The organism is Psychromonas arctica, assembly GCF_038155225.1.
Classification (GTDB): domain Bacteria; phylum Pseudomonadota; class Gammaproteobacteria; order Enterobacterales; family Psychromonadaceae; genus Psychromonas; species Psychromonas arctica_B.
This window is the reverse complement of the sequence record NZ_JBAKBA010000001.1, coordinates 106,836-126,327: the sequence shown is the minus strand read 5'-3', so window position 1 is coordinate 126,327 and position 19,492 is coordinate 106,836. Positions and strand designations below refer to the sequence as shown.

Here is a 19,492-nt window from a genome sequence, read left to right as displayed (position 1 = left end):
ACCTTAGACAAAATGTTGAGCCGTATTAATAACAATGGAAATAAATAACCGATAAATATTACTAACCATCTTATTAGATCACATACTGATGACAATTATTATTAATGAAATAAACAAGCTTCTGCATATTTAGCTAGTTTCGGTATAATAACTAAATTATTCATTAAGGGGGTAAACAATGCGTGTATTTTTAGTCGGCGGCGCAGTTAGAGATCAACTATTAGGCCTCGAAGTCAAAGACCATGATTTTGTTGTCATTAATAGCACCCCAGAAGCAATGTTAGAAAAAGGCTTTACCCAAGTTGGTAAAGACTTTCCTGTCTTTCTCCACCCCAATACTGGTGAAGAGTATGCATTAGCCAGAACTGAACGTAAACAAGGTATCGGATATACAGGGTTTAGTTGTTACGCAGGTCAAGATGTAAGTTTAGAAGATGATTTAGCAAGGCGTGACCTCACTATTAATGCAATTGCACAATCTGAAGACAAACAGTTATTCGATCCTTATTTCGGACAACAAGATTTAGAAAAGAAAATATTGCGCCATATTAGTCCTGCATTCAGCGAAGATCCTTTAAGAGTATTAAGAGTTGCCCGTTTTGCAGCTCGATTCGCCAAGCTTGGTTTTCATATCGCACCAGAAACACTCACTCTAATGAAAGTGATTTCGGCCAGTGGAGAGTTACAAAGTTTAACCCCTGAGCGTGTTTGGGTTGAAACTGAAAAAGCTTTACAAACAGATAGCCCGCAAGTTTATTTTCAAATACTGCGTGATTGTGGTGCATTAGCCGCTTTATTTCCTGAAGTTGATAACTTATATGGTGTGCCTGCTCCGAAACGCTGGCATCCAGAAATTGATACGGGTATCCATACTTTGATGGTTGTAGAGCAAGCTTGTTTATTGTCAGACTCAGTTGCTTTTCGTTTCGCTTGCTTAGTGCATGATTTAGGTAAAGCCTTTACGCCACAAAGTGAATGGCCAAGTCATAAAGGACATGGATTTAAAGGTTTATCAGTGATTAAAAAATTCTGTAAACGCCTTAAAGTACCAAATGAATACCGAGATCTCGCATTATTAGTGAGTGAACACCACACCAATATTCACAGTGCTTTTGAGTTAAGAGCAAGCACGATGGTCGGTATCATGGATAAATGTGATGCATGGCGTAAACCACAACGCTTTCAACAAATGTTGCAATGCTGTGTAGCAGACTCTAAAGGGCGCACTGGATTTGAATTGTTACCTTACCCCACTGCAGATTATATGTGGCAAGGCTTTCAAGCTGCTTTAAAAGTAGATATACAAGCGATCATTGCGCAAGGTTTTCAAGGGGCTGACATCAGAAGTAAATTAAATGAGCAACGTATTAAGCTAGTACAAATATTTAAAGACGCTCATAAACGCACGACTTAATTATAATTAATTAAGCGTATTAGATAACTGCTCATACTTGTTTCTATTATGAAGTTATTTATTTTTACTGTTCTTATATTGCTTGGCAATGTCTGATAACAGAAATATAAAAGGTGGCTATTGAAGCCACTTTGTCTGCTTCAAACCCACTTAATTCCTGTTTTGACAAGCCAACTTAACTTGCTAAAACATAAAACAAAGCCGCACCCAATAACAATCGATAAATAACAAACGGTAGCATACCGACTTTATTTAATAAGATTAAAAATACATGAATACATAAAATTGCACTGATAAATGAAACACCAGCACCTAAAACCAAAGATGGCCAATCAACATATTCATCTGATAAAACAAACTTTAATAAGTCATATCCCGATGCCATCGCAATAATTGGAATTGACATTAAAAAAGAAAAACGAGCAGCAGCATTACGTGTTAAACCAAGCATTAAGGCGGCAGTAATAGTGATTCCAGAGCGAGAGGTTCCAGGTATTAAAGCGAGTGCCTGTGCAAAACCTAAAATAATGGCTCCTTTTAAACCTGTCTGATACTCAGTTTTTACTTGTGTTGCTTTTACATCTGCCCACCAAAGTAACAAGCCAAACACAACAGTGGTTATTGCAATGACATAACCACTGCGTAAATACACTTCAATATAATCTTTACCTAAAAAACCAATCGCTGCAGCAGGGATCGTTGACCATATAATCCACCATGCTAATTTACTATCTTGACTGTGCTTTTTATTTTTTACTGAATCAACCCAAGCAACCGACATGTTACTAACTTCACGATAAAAATAGATCAGCACAGCCGATAACGTGCCAATATTCAACATTAAATCAAAGGCTAACCCCTGATCTTGCCAGCCTAATAATACTGACGGCAAAATTAAATGTGCTGAACTGGAAATGGGTAAAAACTCAGTTAACCCTTGAATCAAGGCTAATACTACAACTTCTAAAATACTCATTTTTATCTCGTCTGCTTATGTGTCATTGCTTCATTAATTAAAAATAGGCAAGACTACTTTCCATAATTTTTGTTTGCCCACCGGGTATTCCGACCATAAATTCTGGTAACTGACACCTAAAATGGGATGTATTAATGTTGGCGCTAATTCAGCTAAAGGTTGAAGCACAAAAGCATTTTTGATGATTTCTGCACGCGGAAGATCTAACGTATGCTCTATCTCTTGATCATATAATAATAAATCTAAATCCAACGTTCTTGGGGCAAATTTAATGGATTTTTCAGGCCTTCCTAGCTGCACTTCTATCTTCTTTAATGTTTGTATAACAAGTGTGATTGATAACTCACTGTTTAGTTCCACCACTAAATTATAAAAAAGCCCACCTTTGAAGCCTACTGACTCACTTTCAAAGACACTTGAGTGCTTTAATTCTCCAAAATTATCTTTTAATAACAGCATTCCCTCTCGAATATTTTCTTGCCGGTTGATACTAGAGCCGACACCAACAAAAATACGTGCCACTATTTTATTCCACGTTCAATTTGTACACCTAAACTTTGCGCTTTAGCTAATGCACCAGGTTTATGCAATGTTAGTTTTATCCATGTCACCGAAAACTCCTGCATGATCAATGCAGCAACACGTTCAGCCATGGTTTCAATTAGTTCAAATTGATTTTGCTGTGCAAACTGATTTACGCGTTCAGAAACACTGAAATAATTCAAAGCAAGGTTAATATCATCGCTATCGGCAGCTGGTTTATTATCAAATGCCATTTCTAGGTCAAAATACAACTTTTGTTGTATTCCTTTTTCCCAACCATAAACACCAATTGTACTAATTACTTCTAACTGTTTAATAAAAACAATATCCATTTTTAAATCCCATAGCGATGTCCATTTTGATACAACGGAGCTTTTTTTTGTGTCTATTAGCGAGTAAACTCGAGTGTTAAACTAAATATTATAATAAGTTAATAAAATATTTATCTATATATCAATTATAATTGCACCGCATTTTACCTTAATAGGATGAAATAAGTACCATGATTATACTGACAACATTTATTTTTAGTATATCGGCTTACTTTTTAGGAGCCCTAAATGGCGCCATTTTATTATGTAAATTCAAAGGCTGGCCAGACCCAAGATTGCATGGTTCAAAAAACCCAGGTGCTACCAATATATTACGAATACATCACGCTCAAGCAGCAAGTTTAGTACTTCTCTTTGACCTATTAAAAGGCACTTTTCCCGTTTATTTAGCTTACTTTGTTGGTATTCCACCTATCGGTATTGGGTTAATCGGCATCGCAACTTGTTTAGGCCATATCTTCCCTCCTTATTTTGACTTCAAAGGCGGAAAAGCTGTCGCAACAGGATTAGGGACATTGTTACCTTTAGGGATGGATATGACAGGGTTAGTTGTTATCACCTGGTTATTAACCGTTGCGATCAGTGGTTATGCTTCATTGGCAGCAATTATTACTGCTCTTGCCGCACCAGTTTTTGTACACTACATAAAACCTGAGTTCACTTTGCCTGTTTTGATGCTCTCATGTTTAATCATTCTGAGGCATATTAGTAATATTCGTCGTTTATTAACCGGTAAAGAAAAGAAAATAGTGAACTGGAAACAATAATATCCATAAAGAGATTGGTAGTTAAAGGCAATCTCGTTATAATTGAAAAAATCACAACAAATACACAATAATTACCAGGATTGGTAAAAATATTGGCTTTTTATTAACACTTACAGGAGTTCATGTGACCCTTATTAAACGTCTCAGCCTATTTATCACTCTTTCAATGAGCTTGTTCAGCGTATCGAGCTTTGCACAAGATTTCTCTGATGAAGCGATTGCAAGTCGTATCGCACCTATTAGTGATGTATATATAAATGGTGAAATTGTCACTGCAAATACCGCTAGTGCATCAGATGAGCCTGCAGAACCACGTTCTGGTGAGCAAGTTTACGGTACATTTTGTATCGCTTGTCATGGTACAGGTGCCGCTGGTGCTCCAATCAAAGGAGATGCTGCAGCGTGGGGACCTCGTATAGCACAAGGTGAAGAAACGTTAATTAAACATGCTCTTTCAGGTTTTAATGCAATGCCTGCAAAAGGAACTTGTAGCAACTGTAGCGACGACGAAATTATTGCAACAGTTAAGTTTTTGATCCAAGGTTTATAATAAGCGTTAAAATCTTTATTATTAAGCTTGTGTATGAGTAAAAATTAAAAAAGACAAACTTAGATTTGTCTTTTTTTGTATCTATTTTCGATAAGAGGACAAGTATTATGCGTTTATTACACACAATGTTACGTGTTACTGATTTACAAAAGTCATTAGATTTTTACCAAAATGTACTGGAGATGAAATTATTACGTCAGTCAGAAAACGCTGAGTATAAGTATACACTTGCTTTTTTAGGTTACGGTGATGAACTTGACACAACAGTTATCGAATTAACTTATAACTGGGGTACAGATGCTTACGAATTAGGTAATGCTTATGGTCATATTGCCATTGAAACTGATGATATTTACCAAACTTGCGAAAAAATAAAAAGTTTGGGTGGTGTTATCACGCGTGAACCAGGACCAGTAAAAGGCGGTACCACTGTGATTGCATTTGTAAAAGATCCGGATGGTTATATGATTGAATTAATCAATAAAAAAGATGCGGGTAAAGGGCTAGGCGAAAGCTAATTATCAGGCTCATTGCTTAGCTTGATGAGTCAGTAGCTTAATGAGCCAGTATCGAATAGAAAGCGACATATTAAGATTAAATAAAAAAGGCTGATTCAATATCAGCCTTTTTTTATATCCATTTATTATGCCTTAACATTGATTTAATAAATGTATTTATTTAGGTAAGAAGCCGACACGATCATACACTTTAGCCAGTGTTTCAGCAGCGCGCTCTCGTGCTTTCTCTGCGCCAACTCTTGCAATCGACTGCAATGCATCTTCATCAGCACGTAATGCTTTAAAACGCTCTTGAATTGGCGCTAATAAAGTTACAACTGCTTCTGCCGTATCTGATTTTAAATGTCCATACATTTTATCTTCGTATTCAGGGATCAAGCTTTCGATTGATTTACCTGTTGAACATGAAAGTAAGGTTAATAAGTTAGAAACACCTGGTTTTTCAGCAGTATCAAAATAGATACGCGCTTGTTCGTCAGTATCTGTCATCGCACTTTTAATTTTCTTCGCTATTTTCTTTGGATCTTCCAATAATGCAATAAAGTTCTTTTCATTATCGTCAGATTTAGACATTTTTTTAGTGGGTTCTTGCAAGCTCATAATACGAGCACCATGCTCTGGAATAGCAGGCTCAGGAACAACGAAAGTATTGCCATAAGCATTATTAAAACGAGTGGCGATATCACGCGCTAATTCAAGATGTTGTTTTTGGTCACTCCCAACAGGCACACTACTAGGGCCATATAACAAAATATCTGCTGCCATCAAAACAGGGTAGCTATACAAACCCGCGTTAATGTTAGTCACATTTTTTTGTGATTTATCTTTAAACTGCGTCATACGGTTTAATTCACCCATTTGCGTATGACAGTTTAAAATCCAAGATAATTCTGCATGCTCTGGTACTTGAGATTGAATAAACATAGTACTTTTTTGTGGATCAATACCAACAGCTTGATACATTGCTAAACCATCATAAATCGCGCTACGTAATGCTTTTGGGTCTTGGCGAACTGTAATGGCGTGTAAATCAACAAGACAGAACAGACAGTCGTGTGTTTCTTGCATTACAACCCATTGACGCAAGGCGCCCATGTAATTACCGATAGTTAAGCCACCTGAAGGCTGGCATCCACTTAATACAACTGGTTTAGTCATTGTTTATTTCCTTCATTACTTTTAAAGCAATGTTAATAATTCATCAAAATGATTAATAAGATAATCTGGCTTCATATCCGCAATCGGCTCGCCGAAGTTATATCCGTAAGTTAATGCAATAGTTTTTACTGATGCATTTTGGCCAGCCAATATGTCGTTGCGAGAGTCCCCTACCATTACGGTTTCAGACTTACTGACGTTAAAATACTCACAGGCATGGTTAACTTGCATTGGATCAGGCTTGTTTTTAGCTAACGTATCACCACCAATTAACAAATCAAAACAACGATTTATTCCAAAGTAGCGTAATAATTCTGGTAAAAATTTCTCTGCCTTATTGGTAATTAAAGCAATTTTATAACCTTTATCTTGTAGTGAAAACAGAGTACTTTTTACAGCAGGGTATAAGCCAGATTCAGTATTTAAAAATTGTTGATAATAACCTTCAAAGATCGCTACTGCTTCAGTTAATTCAACATCAGATATCGCTTTATCTTGAACATGCAATAAACAACGTTCAACCATTTTAGTAATACCGTCGCCTACCCATGTTTTAACAATTAGGCCATTCACATTTGCTAATGATAAATCGTCTAGCATTGAATTCAATGCTAGACGTAAGTCCGGTACGCTATTAACTAACGTACCATCAAGATCAAAACAAATTAATTTAATATTAGTAATTTGGGACATATTAACTCATCTCTATTTTACTTGAGCTAGCTGTTCACGCATATCGTCAATAACTGCTTTGTAATCAGGCTGGTTAAAGATAGCTGAACCTGCAACAAACATATCTGCACCTGCCTCAGCAATTTCTTTAATATTGTCAGTTTTAACACCACCATCGACTTGTAAACGAATATCTCGGCCACTATCATCAATTAATTTACGTACTTGACGTAGTTTTTCAAGTGTATGAGGAATGAATGATTGACCACCAAAACCTGGGTTAACTGACATTAATAAAACCACATCGAGTCTATCCATAACGTGCGTTAATTCTTCTAATGAAGAGGCAGGGTTTAAAACTAACCCAGCTTTACAGCCATGATCTCTAATTAATTGTAATGAGCGATCGACATGCTTTGACGCATCAGGGTGGAAAGTAATGATCGATGCACCAGCATTAGCAAACTCAACAATCATTGTATCGACAGGCTCTACCATAAGATGTACGTCAATTGGTGCAGTAATACCAAAGTCACGTAGCGCTTTACAAACCATTGGACCGATCGTTAAGTTAGGAACATAATGGTTATCCATTACATCAAAATGCACTACATCGGCACCATCGTCTAATACCTTTTGAACATCTTCGCCTAAACGAGCAAAGTCTGCAGAAAGGATAGAAGGTGCAATTAAATAATCAGTCATGGTGGTTTGTCCCTAGATAGAAATAAGCTAAATAATGAGTGCATTATTCTACCTAAGCGACGCCTAACACACTAATTTTTATTTCTGATGTTTGCTCTAGATTTATTTTTTAGCGGGGAAAAATGCAAATAATTCAGCAACTGGTTTACGATCCGTTGATTTACTGCTGATCGTACGTGAGACAAAAATCTTATCGCAATCAGCATCACGATATAATTCCTGCGTTAACGTTGTATCATGATTACTTAACAAGACCGCAGCTTTACTTTCACGCGCTAGTTTTGCTAATTGAGCTTGATCATCCAAGCTGAACCCTTGGGTTGCGTAACTCGTAAAAGAAGCACTTTTACTTAATGGTACGTAAGGAGGATCACAATAAAGCACATCTGTATCGCGTAGATACAAAAATAGTTTTTGATAAGGCTTACAGGTAAACGTTGCTTTTTTAGCTTTTTCAGAAAAATATAATAATTCATTTTCTGGAAAATACGGCTGTTTATAGCGACCAAAAGGGACATTAAAACCACCACTTTTATTATAACGGCACAAACCGTTATAACCATGACGGTTCATATATAAAAACAATAATGAACGCAAATACACATCTTCACTTTTATTAAATTTTTCACGTAACTGATAATAAACATCTTCTTGATTATATTCAGGTTGGAAATAAATCTTCGCATCACGAATAAACTGTTTAGGTTTACGTTTAATAATTTTATACATTTCAATTAAATCAGGATTGATGTCATTGAGTATGTATTCATCAAAATCACTATTTAAAAATACCGACCCTGCGCCAACAAAAGGCTCTATTAAACGCTTTGCTTCAGGTAAACGAGCGTTAATTTGCTCAGTTAAGGTGTATTTACCACCAGCCCACTTCAAAAAGGCTCTATTTTTTTTATTCATTATTTAACCGCAAATCATTATGTACCGCTTGCCATGTTTTTATCCAAGTTGGCATGCCTTTAAATGCTTCAGGGAAACTTTTAATTGCCAAACTTGCCGACTCTACTGAAGAATACTCACCATAAACGACTACAAACCAAGGTTTATTATTTCGAATAGTTTTATAAGAAAAGACGTTTTCTCGGTCTGAATTATATTTTTGTTGGAAAGCCGCTAAATAAGGACGAGAGGCCATACCAGAGATTTGTACCGTGAAATTTTTTGGATTCTTCGATAATAAAATATCAGCAGGAGTTAATAAGCTATCTTCTTTTTGTTTAGAAGCTATAGATTTTTTATTCTTCACAATAGTTGAAGAAGTACTAACTGGTAGTTGCTCTACAATATTCAACTCTTCTTCAGCATTATCTTCGGCTGATGGCTCAATATCACCATCAATTAGTTGTATCGTATCTAGTTTTTTATTAATGAAAACATCTTCGTTGATTATCTCATCGCTAAGAGTAGGAGGAAGTTGTAATAATAGTGGCACCTCATGCTCATTGGTATTGTTAGTAACAGGTATATTCTGAGTATCAATCTCTTCGCTCAAAATGGTTAATTCAATTAACTGATTATCTGATATGACAATACGTTGTTCCGTTTTATCCGATAAACCTACCATTGCTTTATTGTCTGTAACCCCAAGCTCTAAAGTGGACCATGAACTAGCAAGTGATTCTTGTTTTTTCGACTCAGTAGAGATTAATTCATCTGTAATAAGTAACGCATCATCTAATTCATTTCTTTGTGGTGAGTTTGGTACAAACTTAGGGTAAAGATAAGTCGCTAATATACTAACAATAATCACTAACATAAGCATTAATAACACTGCTGGTAGCTTTGTTTTAATCCAAGAGGGTGCGATGCTTTCAAGTAGGCCTTGGCTTAAATCTTCTGCTAATTTAATTATTTTTTGGGGGTTGCCATTGCACAAGCTTAACTGACGATTTAAGGCGTCTTGATGTTGTAATTTAGCTTGATAACCTACTTGTTGAAAGTTATGAAGCATCAACTCCTTCGCTTCTTGAGCACTCAATGCCGGTAATGTTAACTCAAGATGATTCAATGTAGATTGAAGTCGACTGACCAAGTGGGTACCAATATAGTTTAAATAAGTTCGAGTCGTTTTTTCATCCGTTAACAACAAGACATTAAATGTATTATCTTGTGCAAGATTAGGAGCAGAAAATAATTCACATAGTTCAATAATGAAATCATCGGGTAAGTATTGTGCGTTATCAATAATGATTAATTTATTCTGCACTCTTTTTTCTGATTGTTGTAATCGAGAAATTGTATCTAACAGTTTATCTTCAGCATTAAATAATGCATTAGCATACAACTGAGCAATAATTTTTTGACGTAATGCGTTTTCTGTCAGCTCACTACCTAATGAGGTATACACTTGCTGTAAATCACTCGGTAAAGCATTTGAGAGATTTTCAGTAAGTGTACTTTTACCTGAGCCAGCCTCTCCAGAAACGAAAATAAGTGAAGAAGACAAATAAATATGATGTTGCAGCCGTTCTATTAACTGCAACTGAGAGGGGAGTGAAATTAATGTTCTCTCGACCATAATCGATTAAGATTCTATGACGTCACGAAGTACTTTCTCACTGACATTATCAAATAATGCACTTGTACCTACAGAGGTAGGTAAAACTAAACGTAGTTGACCATTAAGTACTTTTTTATCTAACTGCATATGTTCTGCAAAATGTTTGTATTGCATATCTGCAGGCGCTGTTAACGGTAAATCAAAGGCTTCGATTAAATCAATGATTTGTTCCACATCACTATGATCGACTAACCCCAATATATAAGAGGTTTCAGCAGCTAATACCATACCAACAGCAACCGCTTCACCATGTAGCCAATTACCATAACCTTGCTCAGCTTCAATAGCATGGCCAAAAGTATGACCAAGATTCAAGAGTGCTCGAATCCCATGCTCTTTTTCATCTAGTGCCACCACTTCAGCTTTAATCGCACAACAACGTTTAAGCATATAAACGACAGCCGTTGGGTCAAGTGATTTGATGGCTTCTATATTTGATTCTAACCAACTGAAAAAGTCTTTATCGTAAATGATACCGTACTTAATCACTTCTGCCATACCAGCAGCAAATTCACGTGCAGGCAGTGTTTTTAAACACTCAATATCAATGATAACTGCCTGAGGTTGATAAAAAGCACCAATCATGTTTTTACCAAGCGGATGATTTACGGCTGTTTTACCACCGACTGAAGAGTCAACTTGTGATAATAAGGTCGTTGGTATTTGTATAAATGCAATACCACGCTGATAACAAGCAGCTGCAAAGCCTGCCATATCACCAATAACACCACCACCTAATGCAACAATGGTTGTATCACGCGCATGTTTTTTTTCTAATAATGCACTTAATATTATTTCGAATGTGCTTAATGTTTTATGTTGCTCGCCATCAGGTAAAATAACTTCATCAATTTGATAATCTTTTAATGTGCTTTTACAAGCCTCTAAATATAGAGGTGCAACAACATCATTAGTCACAATCATGACTTTTTTGCCTTTTATCGCACTACTAAAAAGCGAAGTATCTGACAATAAATTTGAACCAATAGAGATTGGGTAACTACGATCACCGAGATCAACGAGTAATTTTTCCATTAAAAATCCAGTAGAGCAATAATTTGACTCGCAACAACTTTTGCACTTTGCTCGTCAGTTTCAATAGTATAATCCGCAGCTTCTTCATAAAGTGCGTTGCGTTTTTCTGCCAATGTTTCCAATACCGACTGTGGATCATCAGTTTGAAGAAGCGGTCTACGCTTATCTTTTAGTGTTCTTGCAAGCTGTTTTTGAACACTTGTTTTTAAATAGACAACAATACCTCGAGCCGACAGATGAGTTCTATTTTCCTGTCGAATAACTGCTCCGCCGCCTGTCGCTAAAACAATACCATGTTTCTTAGTTAACTCGTCTAACATCTCTTGTTCGCGACTTCTAAAACCTTCCTCGCCTTCGACGTCGAAAACCCAAGCGATATCGGCGCCAGTTTTGCGTTCAATTTCACTATCTGAATCAAGGAAATCTAAATGCAGCATTTGTGCAAGTTGACGGCCTATTGTGCTTTTACCAGCCCCCATTGGGCCAATTAAAAATATATTACGCTGTTCTGCCATGTTAAATTTTTACTCAAGTGGTTGATTACTGGGAAACCCCTTAAAAATTAAAGAGAAGTACCTTATTATCGCAATTGTTAACAATATATTGCAAGCCATAAAAAAATAAGCCTGAAGGTAAACTTCAGGCTTATTCAATACTAAACGAATTTAATACTTAATATTTTGTTTGCATAACAATACGCGGTGTAACAAAAATTAATAATTCTGACTTACTATTGTCGGTTACTGAATTTCTAAATAAGAAGCCAAGATAAGGAATATCACCTAAAAATGGCACTTTACTGACGGTATCTGTAATTTGCTGTTGATAAATACCACCCAAAACTAAGGTTTCACCATTATCAACTAATACCTGAGTTTGAATTTCTTGTGTATCAATAGAAACTGACTCACCATCATTTGTTATAATCGTTTCACCAACAGAGTCTTGAGTAATCACGAGATCTAGAATCAATTTATTATCAGGTGTAATTTGTGGTGTTACTTGTAAACTTAGTACCGCTTTTTTAAAACTAATTGATGTTGCACCTGATGATGAAGATTCTACAAAAGGAATTTCTGTACCTTGCTCAATATAAGCTGTTTGTTGATTTAATGTTGTAATACGTGGACTTGCAATAATCTCTGCTTTACTTTCTTGCTCTAAAGCAGACAACTCTAAATCTAGAATATTACCATTAGCTAGTCTAGCAACTTGAAACCCAAGTGTACCAGCTGATGTAGAAAGAGGTAAATTAACATCTAAGGTATTCAAGGTGGTATCTTGCCCTGTACTATTTGAAAGCCCCCAAGTAATACCTAAATCTTCACCAACAGAGTCGCTAACCGTTACCATTCGAGCTTCAATCACAACCTGTCGAACTGCAATATCTAAGACATCAATAATTTCTTTAACAGAGTCAATGACCGCTGCAGTATCTTTAATTAACAATGTGTTAGTACGAGTGTCCACTGTCACATTACCACGCTCAGATAGTAAACTTGCATTTTGACTTGAAAGCATAGTTGCAATCGTAGCCGCTTTTGCATAATTGATTTGAATGAACTCAGAATACAAAGGGGATAAAGCAGCAACTTCATTATTAGACTCTAGTTGTTCACGCTCTTTTGCTGCAAGTTCAGTAGCAGGTGCTATCAGAAGAACGTTGCCATCCATGCGTTTGCCTAAACCTCTCACCTTAAGAATAATATCTAATGCTTGTTCCCAAGGAACGTCATCAAGACGCAATGTGATATTACCACTTACTGAATCAGTGATAACTAAGTTCAAACCATTAAAGTCAGCAATTAACTGCAATACGGTACGTACCGGAATATCTTGGAAATTAAGAGAAATAGCTTTACCTTCGTAAGGCATATTCTCTTCATCTTCTGGTTTTTTAGATACTTCAACCATAAATAAAGTATCTAGTTGATCATAACGATAATTATATTCATCTTTTATATTAAAAATGAAACGTGTTTTGCCATTGTCTCTAAATGTTTCTATTTTTTCTACAGTAGTGGCAAAATCAACGACATCCATTATATATAAAAAATCATCAGGAATGTAAGTACTTTGAAATTCAACGATTAACTGTTGATCACGTCGTTTTATATCAACAGCAACACTTGAATTATCTAAATAAACAAACAACTTGCCTTGACCTTCTGAACCGCGTTTAAAGTCGATATCAGAAATAGTATTAACGTAACCTTTTGGTCTATCAATCAATGCTGCTTTACGTGCTTTTTCAGCCGCTTCATTTAATGTTTTTTGTGCCGTTTGATCGCCTGTATTCTGAATAATTGCAGCTGCCACAGCAGACTCAGCTTCAGTTGCAACTGATCTTTTCTCAGTATCGCCGAAGCGAACCACTAAACTCTTACCTTGTTCAGAAATGTAATAAGGCATTAACTCATCAATCATAATGACTAAGCGTAAACCGCCATTCATACGTATAGCTTCTACACTGTCTATACCACTTTTATTGATACCAATAGGATTTAATTCAAGTAATGAGCTTGCATCTTTAACATCGATGACCAGCTTATTCGGACGATAATGTAATTTCTCAGTATAAGAGGCAATTTCATCATTGAACTCAAAATTTAACTCAAATTTCCCTTCCGAAAGAGGATTGACATTGAGTTTAATTAATTGTGATTCAGCAACTGAAAAAGAAGATACAAATAGCAAAGCAACACCGACACTCAACAATATTATTTGTTTAATATTTCTAAATTTCATGTTTTCCATTTCATCCCTGATTAACTTCATTCCGATACTAATGTCATTTGAGTAACACGCTCTTCCCAACAACCATTTCTATCTGGTGCTAACTCTAATAAATCTATTTTATTTTTACTTATTTTTAGTACTTTGCCATAATTTAAACCAAGATAGTTACCGGGTCTAACTTTATGTACTTCACTGCCTGAAACTTGAACAAGCGCCCACAGTTCACCATTAATTGATAGCGTGCCTTTCATCTGTAATAATCCAAGAGAATACAATTCTAGGGCTTGTTTTTTACGGTCAAAATTAGGTTGGGGACAACTTTTAGGAGTATCCTTTACTTCTGTAACGACTTCAAGTTGTGGTTGCGAAAAAGGATTTCTTTCTCCTTCTTGCGTAAAATTAAGCGTATCAATTTTTTTCAGTGTAGGTACTTCATTTTTCACAGGGTAGACTTTAGATTTGGTATCCACAACAAATACTTCTAAATCATCAAGATCTGCTTCCGCACAAGAAAACAATAAAAAAACTAATGATAAAGGCAACAGTTGCTTCATTATTTCTTCCCTTTATAACGATATGTTTTAGCAACGATATCTAACATTAGCGTCTCTTTATCGTTATGTTTCAAACGTAAATTATCTAATATAACAATTCGAGGTAAAGCAGCAATATCAGCAGAAAACTTCCCTAATTGCTCATAAGTACCGATCACTTTAATACTAATTGGTACTTCTTCAGCAAGCTCTAACTGCTTTTTGACTCCCCAATTAAGGCTTTTAAACTGCAAACCATTATTAGCGCCAATAAAACCGACATCATCTAATAAACTAGCAAGTTCCTTTTTACTCGGTAATTTATTAACTAGCCCATTTAATATTACTGAAATTTCAGTCATTTGTTCGCGATAAGCTTCAAGATTTGAAGACAATGCAGCTTTGACTTTGAACTCATTTTTTAGTGTTAATTCTTTTCCTTCTACTTTCTCTAATTGCTTAAGTTGATCTTCAATAACGTAATAGTAAAAACCACCAATTAAAAAGCAACAAGTGATGATCACAACAATCGACTTATGAAGCTTCGGCCAACTACCTATGTTTTCTAGGTCCATATCATTAATATGCATGATTATTTCCTATCTTCAGGTAGAACAATAAAGTTCATAGAGAAATTATATAACTTGATTGGTGTTGTTGGACCGCTAACAATAGAAGGTAATGACGTGTCACCTAACCAACCAGATGCATCAACATTTCTTACCATATTGCTGACATGTCCTGTTGAATCAGAAAGGCCTTTTACACTAATAGTACTTTTATTAAAGTTAATTGAATTTATATAAACACCAGGAGGAGTAACGGCAGGCAAAGTATTAAAAAAACGAGTAACGGTATTACGTTGCTGCTCAAGTTCCTGAATAAGATCTATTCGACGCACTAGCTCCGCTTTTTCTTTTTTAATCTCTTTTATTTCAGCAATGCGTCTATCCAAAATGATAGTTTGGGTTTGTAAATATTGATTCCGCTCATTTTGAGCATTAATTAAAGAATCCACATACATTTTTCCGGCAAAAGACAGCCCCAATGCGACCAAACAACTACAACCTAATAAAATAAAGAAAGCGATTTTTTTTTGTTGTTTATAATTTTCGCGCCAGGGTAATAAATTAATATTCGACATTATGAAAAGCTCCTTAATGCCAGACCTAACGCCATCATATATTTAGGACCAGATTCTTTTAATACATTTTTATCTGCTTCGTTTTTACATTCCAGGCTTAGAGAGGGATTTGCAACTTCCACTTGAATATCTAACTCTTCTTGTAGTTGTTTAGCTAACTCTGCCATTAGCACCCCACCACCCGTTAATATAAGCTTACTAATATCCACTTTGTTAGGTGCATTAGTAAACATACGTAGATCAAAGCGCAAATGATTAATTGTCATATTCACAAACGGAGTAATGACATCAACATCACAATCAATAGGTAAGTCATTCTCAACTTTTACTCTCTCCGCTTCTGGTCCCGATATACCATAGCGTTCAGCAATCATTTGAGTGCACACTGCACCGCCATGACTCTTACTTCGAGTGAAGATGACATTACCCTGATATAGGATATTGAGCATCATTTGAGAAGCGCCAATGTCTACAATTGCAACGCCTTTATCGTAATCATCTGATGTAATAACGAGTTCTGCAGAACGGGCAAGTGCATGGCTAGCAATATCAACAATCGTAGTATTTAGACCACTTTCATCAACACATTGAGCTTGAGATAATACACGTTCTTTTCGAGCCGCACTCACTAAAACATCATTTAATGATGAATCAATACTATTGGGCCCAATTATTTCAAAGTCAATAAAGATTTCATCTAGTGGAAAAGGAATACTGTTTTCAGCTTCAATTTCAACACGCGATTCTAAGTCCAACTCGCTCAGAGAAGCATTCATTTTCATCACTTTTGTGATGACATCAGAGCCTGTTACAGCGATAGCAACGTTTTTATAATTTGAAGGGAAACTTTTACGTAATTGTTTTATGATCGCGGTTATTTTATCAATATCTTCAAATCGATTATCGACGATGAGCCCTTTTGCTAAAGGCGCTTCTGCTATACCATCAACATGATACGTTCCTTGTCCTTTTGAGATTGCAATTGCTTTTATTGAATTCGAACCAAAGTCAATACCAATAACACTACTCGAACCTAATTTTTTAAATCCAAAAAACATAATTTCCTTGCTGCATAAAGCATTAATAAGTTTTTTTAATTAATATACAATAATAAGTTTAAATTCGACAATTTCCAAGCTGATAAGTCACAGTTCACTCTTTAACTCATGATTTATAACTATATACTACATACTCAATATATCTAACATAAAAGTGACGTAGTCACACTATCAATGGAATTATTTAAATATGATGAAATGGATCAAGCGACTTTTTATAGTAGCTATTATCTTGGCACTATTAGGTGCAGCAACTGTAATAGTTATTTATTATCAGCTGAAATCTGATTTGCCTGATGTAACAAGTATTCAAGATATACCGTTACAAGTTCCAATGAAGGTACTCAGCAAAGACGGTGAGTTGATCTCACAATTTGGTGAAAAAAGGCGTATCCCATTAGTACGTAAAGAGATACCAGACCAGTTAGCTAATGCATTTATTGCAACAGAAGATAGTCGATTTTATCAACATGTTGGTATGGATCCTATTGGTATAATGCGAGCAGCCAGTGTTTATATTATGTCAGGCAGCGCTAAACAAGGTGCGAGTACGATTACACAACAGGTCGCTAGAAACTTCTTTTTAACAAATGAAAAAACAATTCTTCGTAAAGTGCGAGAAATCTTCATTGCCATTCAAATTGAGCAAATTTTAACAAAAGATGAAATATTAATGCTTTATCTTAATAAAATTTCACTGGGCCACCGTTCTTTTGGTGTTGGTGCAGCAGCACAAGTTTATTTTGGTAAAGCAGTTTCAGACCTCACGTTATCAGAAATGGCTGTGTTAGCAGGTCTTCCAAAAGCGCCATCACGTCTAAACCCTATTTACTCTCTCAAAAATGCAACTGAACGCCGTAATATCGTATTAGTACGAATGTTAGACGAAGGTTACATTACAGATAAAGAGTATCAAGATGCGCGAGATGAAGTTGTATTAAGTAATTACCACGGTGCTGAAATAACCCTTTCTGCACACTATGTAGCAGAAATAGCCCGTAATAAATTAATCGAGTTGTACGGTGAAGACAGAAGTTATAATGAAGGCTTTAACGTTTACACCACTGTTACTAAAAGTGATCAAGAAGCAGCAAACCAAGCGGTCATTGAAAATTTATATAATTACGATATACGACATGGCTACCGTGGTGCTAGCAAAGTATTATGGAAAGAAGATGAAACACCATGGACACCAGAAAAAATAGTTAACACACTATCAAAAGAAAACGATATAGCAGATTTACATGCTGCAGTTGTCGTTGGCGTTAATAAAAAAAGCATTGATGTCATCATTAAAGGTCAGCAACAAAAGAAATCAACCATTGAATGGGATGGCTTAAGTTGGGCTCGTGCATTTAAAACAGATTTAAGACAGGGGTATCCACCTAAAGAAGCTAAAGATATTGTTAAAGTCGGTGAACAAATTTGGGTGCGAGAAGTTGAAGTAGAAGATAAAGATAATTCAACTACCAGCAAACAATTACAGCTATCTCAATATCCAGCTGTAAGTGCAGCATTTGTTTCTTTAAACCCACAAGATGGTGCTATTACTTCAATGGTCGGCGGTTTCAATTTTGCACAAAGTAAATTTAACCGTGCAACTCAAGCAAAACGACAAGTGGGTTCTAATATAAAACCTTTCATATATTCAGCTGCCCTTGATAATGGTTATACACTGGCAACATTAGTTAGTGATACACCAATTAGTCAATGGAGTGGAGATGAAGCTTGGCGTCCTAAAAATTCGCCCGCAGTATACGCAGGTCCAATCCGTTTACGTCAAGCATTAGGCCAATCTAAAAATGTTGTATCAGTGCGTCTAGTAGAAGACTTGGGTCTTACTAAAGTTATCGATCAACTTGTTAAATTTGGTTTTAATGAAGATGACATGCCAAAAAGTAACTCTTTAGCTTTGGGCTCTGCAGCAATGACACCAATTGAGTTAGCGACAGGTTATGCTGTTATTGCTAATGGTGGATATAAAGTAGATCCTTATATTATAGAGCGTATTGAGGACGCTTATGGAACAGTACTGTATCAAGCAGAGCCTAAAATTGTATGTCCTGAGTGTATTAACACATACAACATGCAAAATGCCGAAGATGATCCGTTAGCAACCAATACTATTATTGATGGAGAAGCGGAAGTCTGTGCGATTTCACCGATTGATATAGCTCAAATTGCACCATCTGCAATCTCACCAGAGACAGCATTTTTAACACGAGAAATGTTAAGAACAGCAGTTTGGGGTGGTGGAAATAGAAAAAACAAAACTAACTGGAACGGAACAGGCTGGAGAGCAGCACGTGCTATAGGCCGACAGGATATGGGAGGAAAAACAGGTACTACAAATGATTCCAAAGATGCTTGGTTCTCAGGGTTTGTTGGCAACATGGTCGCAACCTCTTGGGTTGGGTTCGATGATTTTAGTCGAGAGTTAGGTCGTGCAACTTACAATAACAATTTAGGTAAAAACCAAGTGGCTGGCGGTGAATTTGGTGCACGAACAGCTTTACCAGCTTGGGATTACTTTATGAGTAAAACAATGACTGATCAACCCGTTTATCAACCTGCTCGACCACAAACCATTTCTAGTGTGCGTATCGATGCAGCAACCGGCTTATTGACTACAGCAAGAGATGAAACTACACGGTTTGAGTTCTTCAGAGCCGGTACAATACCAGCTAACTATGTGCCAGAGCCAATGTTCAGTGGCTCTGATTCTCAAGAAGGTGGTTCTATTTTTGGGGATGAATTATTTTAACGATTAATA

At 36.1% G+C, this 19,492-nt stretch carries 20 protein-coding genes; 5 read left to right on the top strand and 15 right to left on the bottom strand.

All coding sequences use genetic code 11. The annotated features are described in order from the left end of the window. Nucleotides 1-178: 178 nt before the first annotated feature. A complete protein-coding gene (locus V6255_RS00620; RefSeq protein WP_341626402.1) occupies nucleotides 179-1,414 on the top strand; it encodes a multifunctional CCA addition/repair protein in 1,236 nt (411 codons plus the stop codon). Between the two features lie 175 nt (nucleotides 1,415-1,589). Here the strand turns inward: V6255_RS00620 and V6255_RS00615 are convergent, their stop codons facing one another. Genes V6255_RS00615 through folB form a run of 3 tightly spaced genes read right to left on the bottom strand, consistent with a single transcriptional unit; the run spans nucleotide 1,590 to nucleotide 3,265 of the window. Next, entirely contained in the window at nucleotides 1,590-2,390 is an 801-nt protein-coding gene (locus V6255_RS00615; protein WP_341626401.1) for an undecaprenyl-diphosphate phosphatase, read from the bottom strand. Nucleotides 2,391-2,423: 33 nt separating this feature from the next. Continuing rightward, the gene (folK, locus tag V6255_RS00610; protein WP_341626400.1) at nucleotides 2,424-2,912 is read right to left on the bottom strand and encodes a 2-amino-4-hydroxy-6-hydroxymethyldihydropteridine diphosphokinase; all 489 of its coding nucleotides are present in this window, start codon (nucleotides 2,910-2,912) and stop codon (nucleotides 2,424-2,426) included. Continuing rightward, entirely contained in the window at nucleotides 2,912-3,265 is a 354-nt protein-coding gene (gene folB / locus V6255_RS00605) for a dihydroneopterin aldolase (protein ID WP_160064572.1), read from the bottom strand. The genes folK and folB overlap by 1 nt, the downstream gene beginning before the upstream one ends. A gap of 170 nt (nucleotides 3,266-3,435) precedes the next feature. Here folB and plsY point away from each other — a divergent pair, with 170 nt between their 5' ends. The 3 genes from plsY (at nucleotide 3,436) to gloA (ending at nucleotide 5,100) form a co-directional block, all read left to right on the top strand. Then, nucleotides 3,436-4,032, top strand: coding sequence for a glycerol-3-phosphate 1-O-acyltransferase PlsY (plsY, locus tag V6255_RS00600; RefSeq protein WP_341626399.1), 597 nt, complete (start codon nucleotides 3,436-3,438; stop codon nucleotides 4,030-4,032). Nucleotides 4,033-4,156: 124 nt separating this feature from the next. Continuing rightward, on the top strand, nucleotides 4,157-4,582 hold the full coding sequence (locus tag V6255_RS00595; RefSeq protein WP_341626398.1) for a cytochrome c5 family protein: 426 nt from the start codon (nucleotides 4,157-4,159) through the stop codon (nucleotides 4,580-4,582). Nucleotides 4,583-4,689: 107 nt separating this feature from the next. Then, complete coding sequence (gene gloA / locus V6255_RS00590) at nucleotides 4,690-5,100, top strand: lactoylglutathione lyase (RefSeq protein WP_341626397.1); 411 nt, start codon at nucleotides 4,690-4,692, stop codon at nucleotides 5,098-5,100. 156 nt (nucleotides 5,101-5,256) lie between these two features. Here gloA and trpS read toward each other — a convergent pair whose 3' ends face one another. The 12 genes from trpS to pilM all read right to left on the bottom strand — a co-directional run bounded on the left by trpS (nucleotide 5,257) and on the right by pilM (nucleotide 16,719). After that, a complete protein-coding gene (trpS, locus tag V6255_RS00585; RefSeq protein ID WP_160064578.1) occupies nucleotides 5,257-6,258 on the bottom strand; it encodes a tryptophan--tRNA ligase in 1,002 nt (333 codons plus the stop codon). Between the two features lie 21 nt (nucleotides 6,259-6,279). Continuing rightward, nucleotides 6,280-6,951: a phosphoglycolate phosphatase gene (locus V6255_RS00580; RefSeq protein WP_341626396.1), complete on the bottom strand. Its 672-nt coding sequence runs from the start codon at nucleotides 6,949-6,951 to the stop codon at nucleotides 6,280-6,282. Between the two features lie 12 nt (nucleotides 6,952-6,963). Beyond that, entirely contained in the window at nucleotides 6,964-7,635 is a 672-nt protein-coding gene (rpe, locus tag V6255_RS00575) for a ribulose-phosphate 3-epimerase (protein WP_341626395.1), read from the bottom strand. 102 nt (nucleotides 7,636-7,737) lie between these two features. Beyond that, the gene (locus tag V6255_RS00570) at nucleotides 7,738-8,550 is read right to left on the bottom strand and encodes a Dam family site-specific DNA-(adenine-N6)-methyltransferase (RefSeq protein ID WP_341626394.1); all 813 of its coding nucleotides are present in this window, start codon (nucleotides 8,548-8,550) and stop codon (nucleotides 7,738-7,740) included. After that, nucleotides 8,543-10,168 (bottom strand): AAA family ATPase, encoded by a 1,626-nt coding sequence (locus tag V6255_RS00565; protein ID WP_341626393.1) that lies wholly within the window; start codon nucleotides 10,166-10,168, stop codon nucleotides 8,543-8,545. The genes V6255_RS00570 and V6255_RS00565 overlap by 8 nt, the downstream gene beginning before the upstream one ends. A gap of 6 nt (nucleotides 10,169-10,174) precedes the next feature. Further along, nucleotides 10,175-11,245: a 3-dehydroquinate synthase gene (gene aroB, locus V6255_RS00560; RefSeq protein ID WP_341626392.1), complete on the bottom strand. Its 1,071-nt coding sequence runs from the start codon at nucleotides 11,243-11,245 to the stop codon at nucleotides 10,175-10,177. Then, entirely contained in the window at nucleotides 11,245-11,760 is a 516-nt protein-coding gene (gene aroK / locus V6255_RS00555) for a shikimate kinase AroK (RefSeq protein ID WP_341626391.1), read from the bottom strand. Before aroK ends, aroB begins: the two co-directional genes overlap by 1 nt. 157 nt (nucleotides 11,761-11,917) lie before the next feature. Beyond that, the gene (locus V6255_RS00550; RefSeq protein WP_341626390.1) at nucleotides 11,918-13,993 is read right to left on the bottom strand and encodes a type IV pilus secretin PilQ family protein; all 2,076 of its coding nucleotides are present in this window, start codon (nucleotides 13,991-13,993) and stop codon (nucleotides 11,918-11,920) included. A 26-nt stretch (nucleotides 13,994-14,019) separates the two neighbouring features. After that, nucleotides 14,020-14,538 (bottom strand): pilus assembly protein PilP, encoded by a 519-nt coding sequence (locus tag V6255_RS00545; protein WP_341626389.1) that lies wholly within the window; start codon nucleotides 14,536-14,538, stop codon nucleotides 14,020-14,022. Further along, on the bottom strand, nucleotides 14,538-15,107 hold the full coding sequence (locus V6255_RS00540) for a type 4a pilus biogenesis protein PilO (RefSeq protein ID WP_341626388.1): 570 nt from the start codon (nucleotides 15,105-15,107) through the stop codon (nucleotides 14,538-14,540). Before V6255_RS00540 ends, V6255_RS00545 begins: the two co-directional genes overlap by 1 nt. A 2-nt stretch (nucleotides 15,108-15,109) precedes the next feature. Beyond that, entirely contained in the window at nucleotides 15,110-15,661 is a 552-nt protein-coding gene (locus tag V6255_RS00535; RefSeq protein WP_341626387.1) for a PilN domain-containing protein, read from the bottom strand. After that, a complete protein-coding gene (gene pilM / locus V6255_RS00530) occupies nucleotides 15,661-16,719 on the bottom strand; it encodes a type IV pilus assembly protein PilM (protein ID WP_341626386.1) in 1,059 nt (352 codons plus the stop codon). The genes V6255_RS00535 and pilM overlap by 1 nt, the downstream gene beginning before the upstream one ends. A 190-nt stretch (nucleotides 16,720-16,909) precedes the next feature. Between pilM and V6255_RS00525 the strand changes: the two genes are divergently transcribed. Further along, on the top strand, nucleotides 16,910-19,483 hold the full coding sequence (locus V6255_RS00525; protein ID WP_341626385.1) for a PBP1A family penicillin-binding protein: 2,574 nt from the start codon (nucleotides 16,910-16,912) through the stop codon (nucleotides 19,481-19,483). The last annotated feature ends 9 nt before the right edge of the window (nucleotides 19,484-19,492 follow it).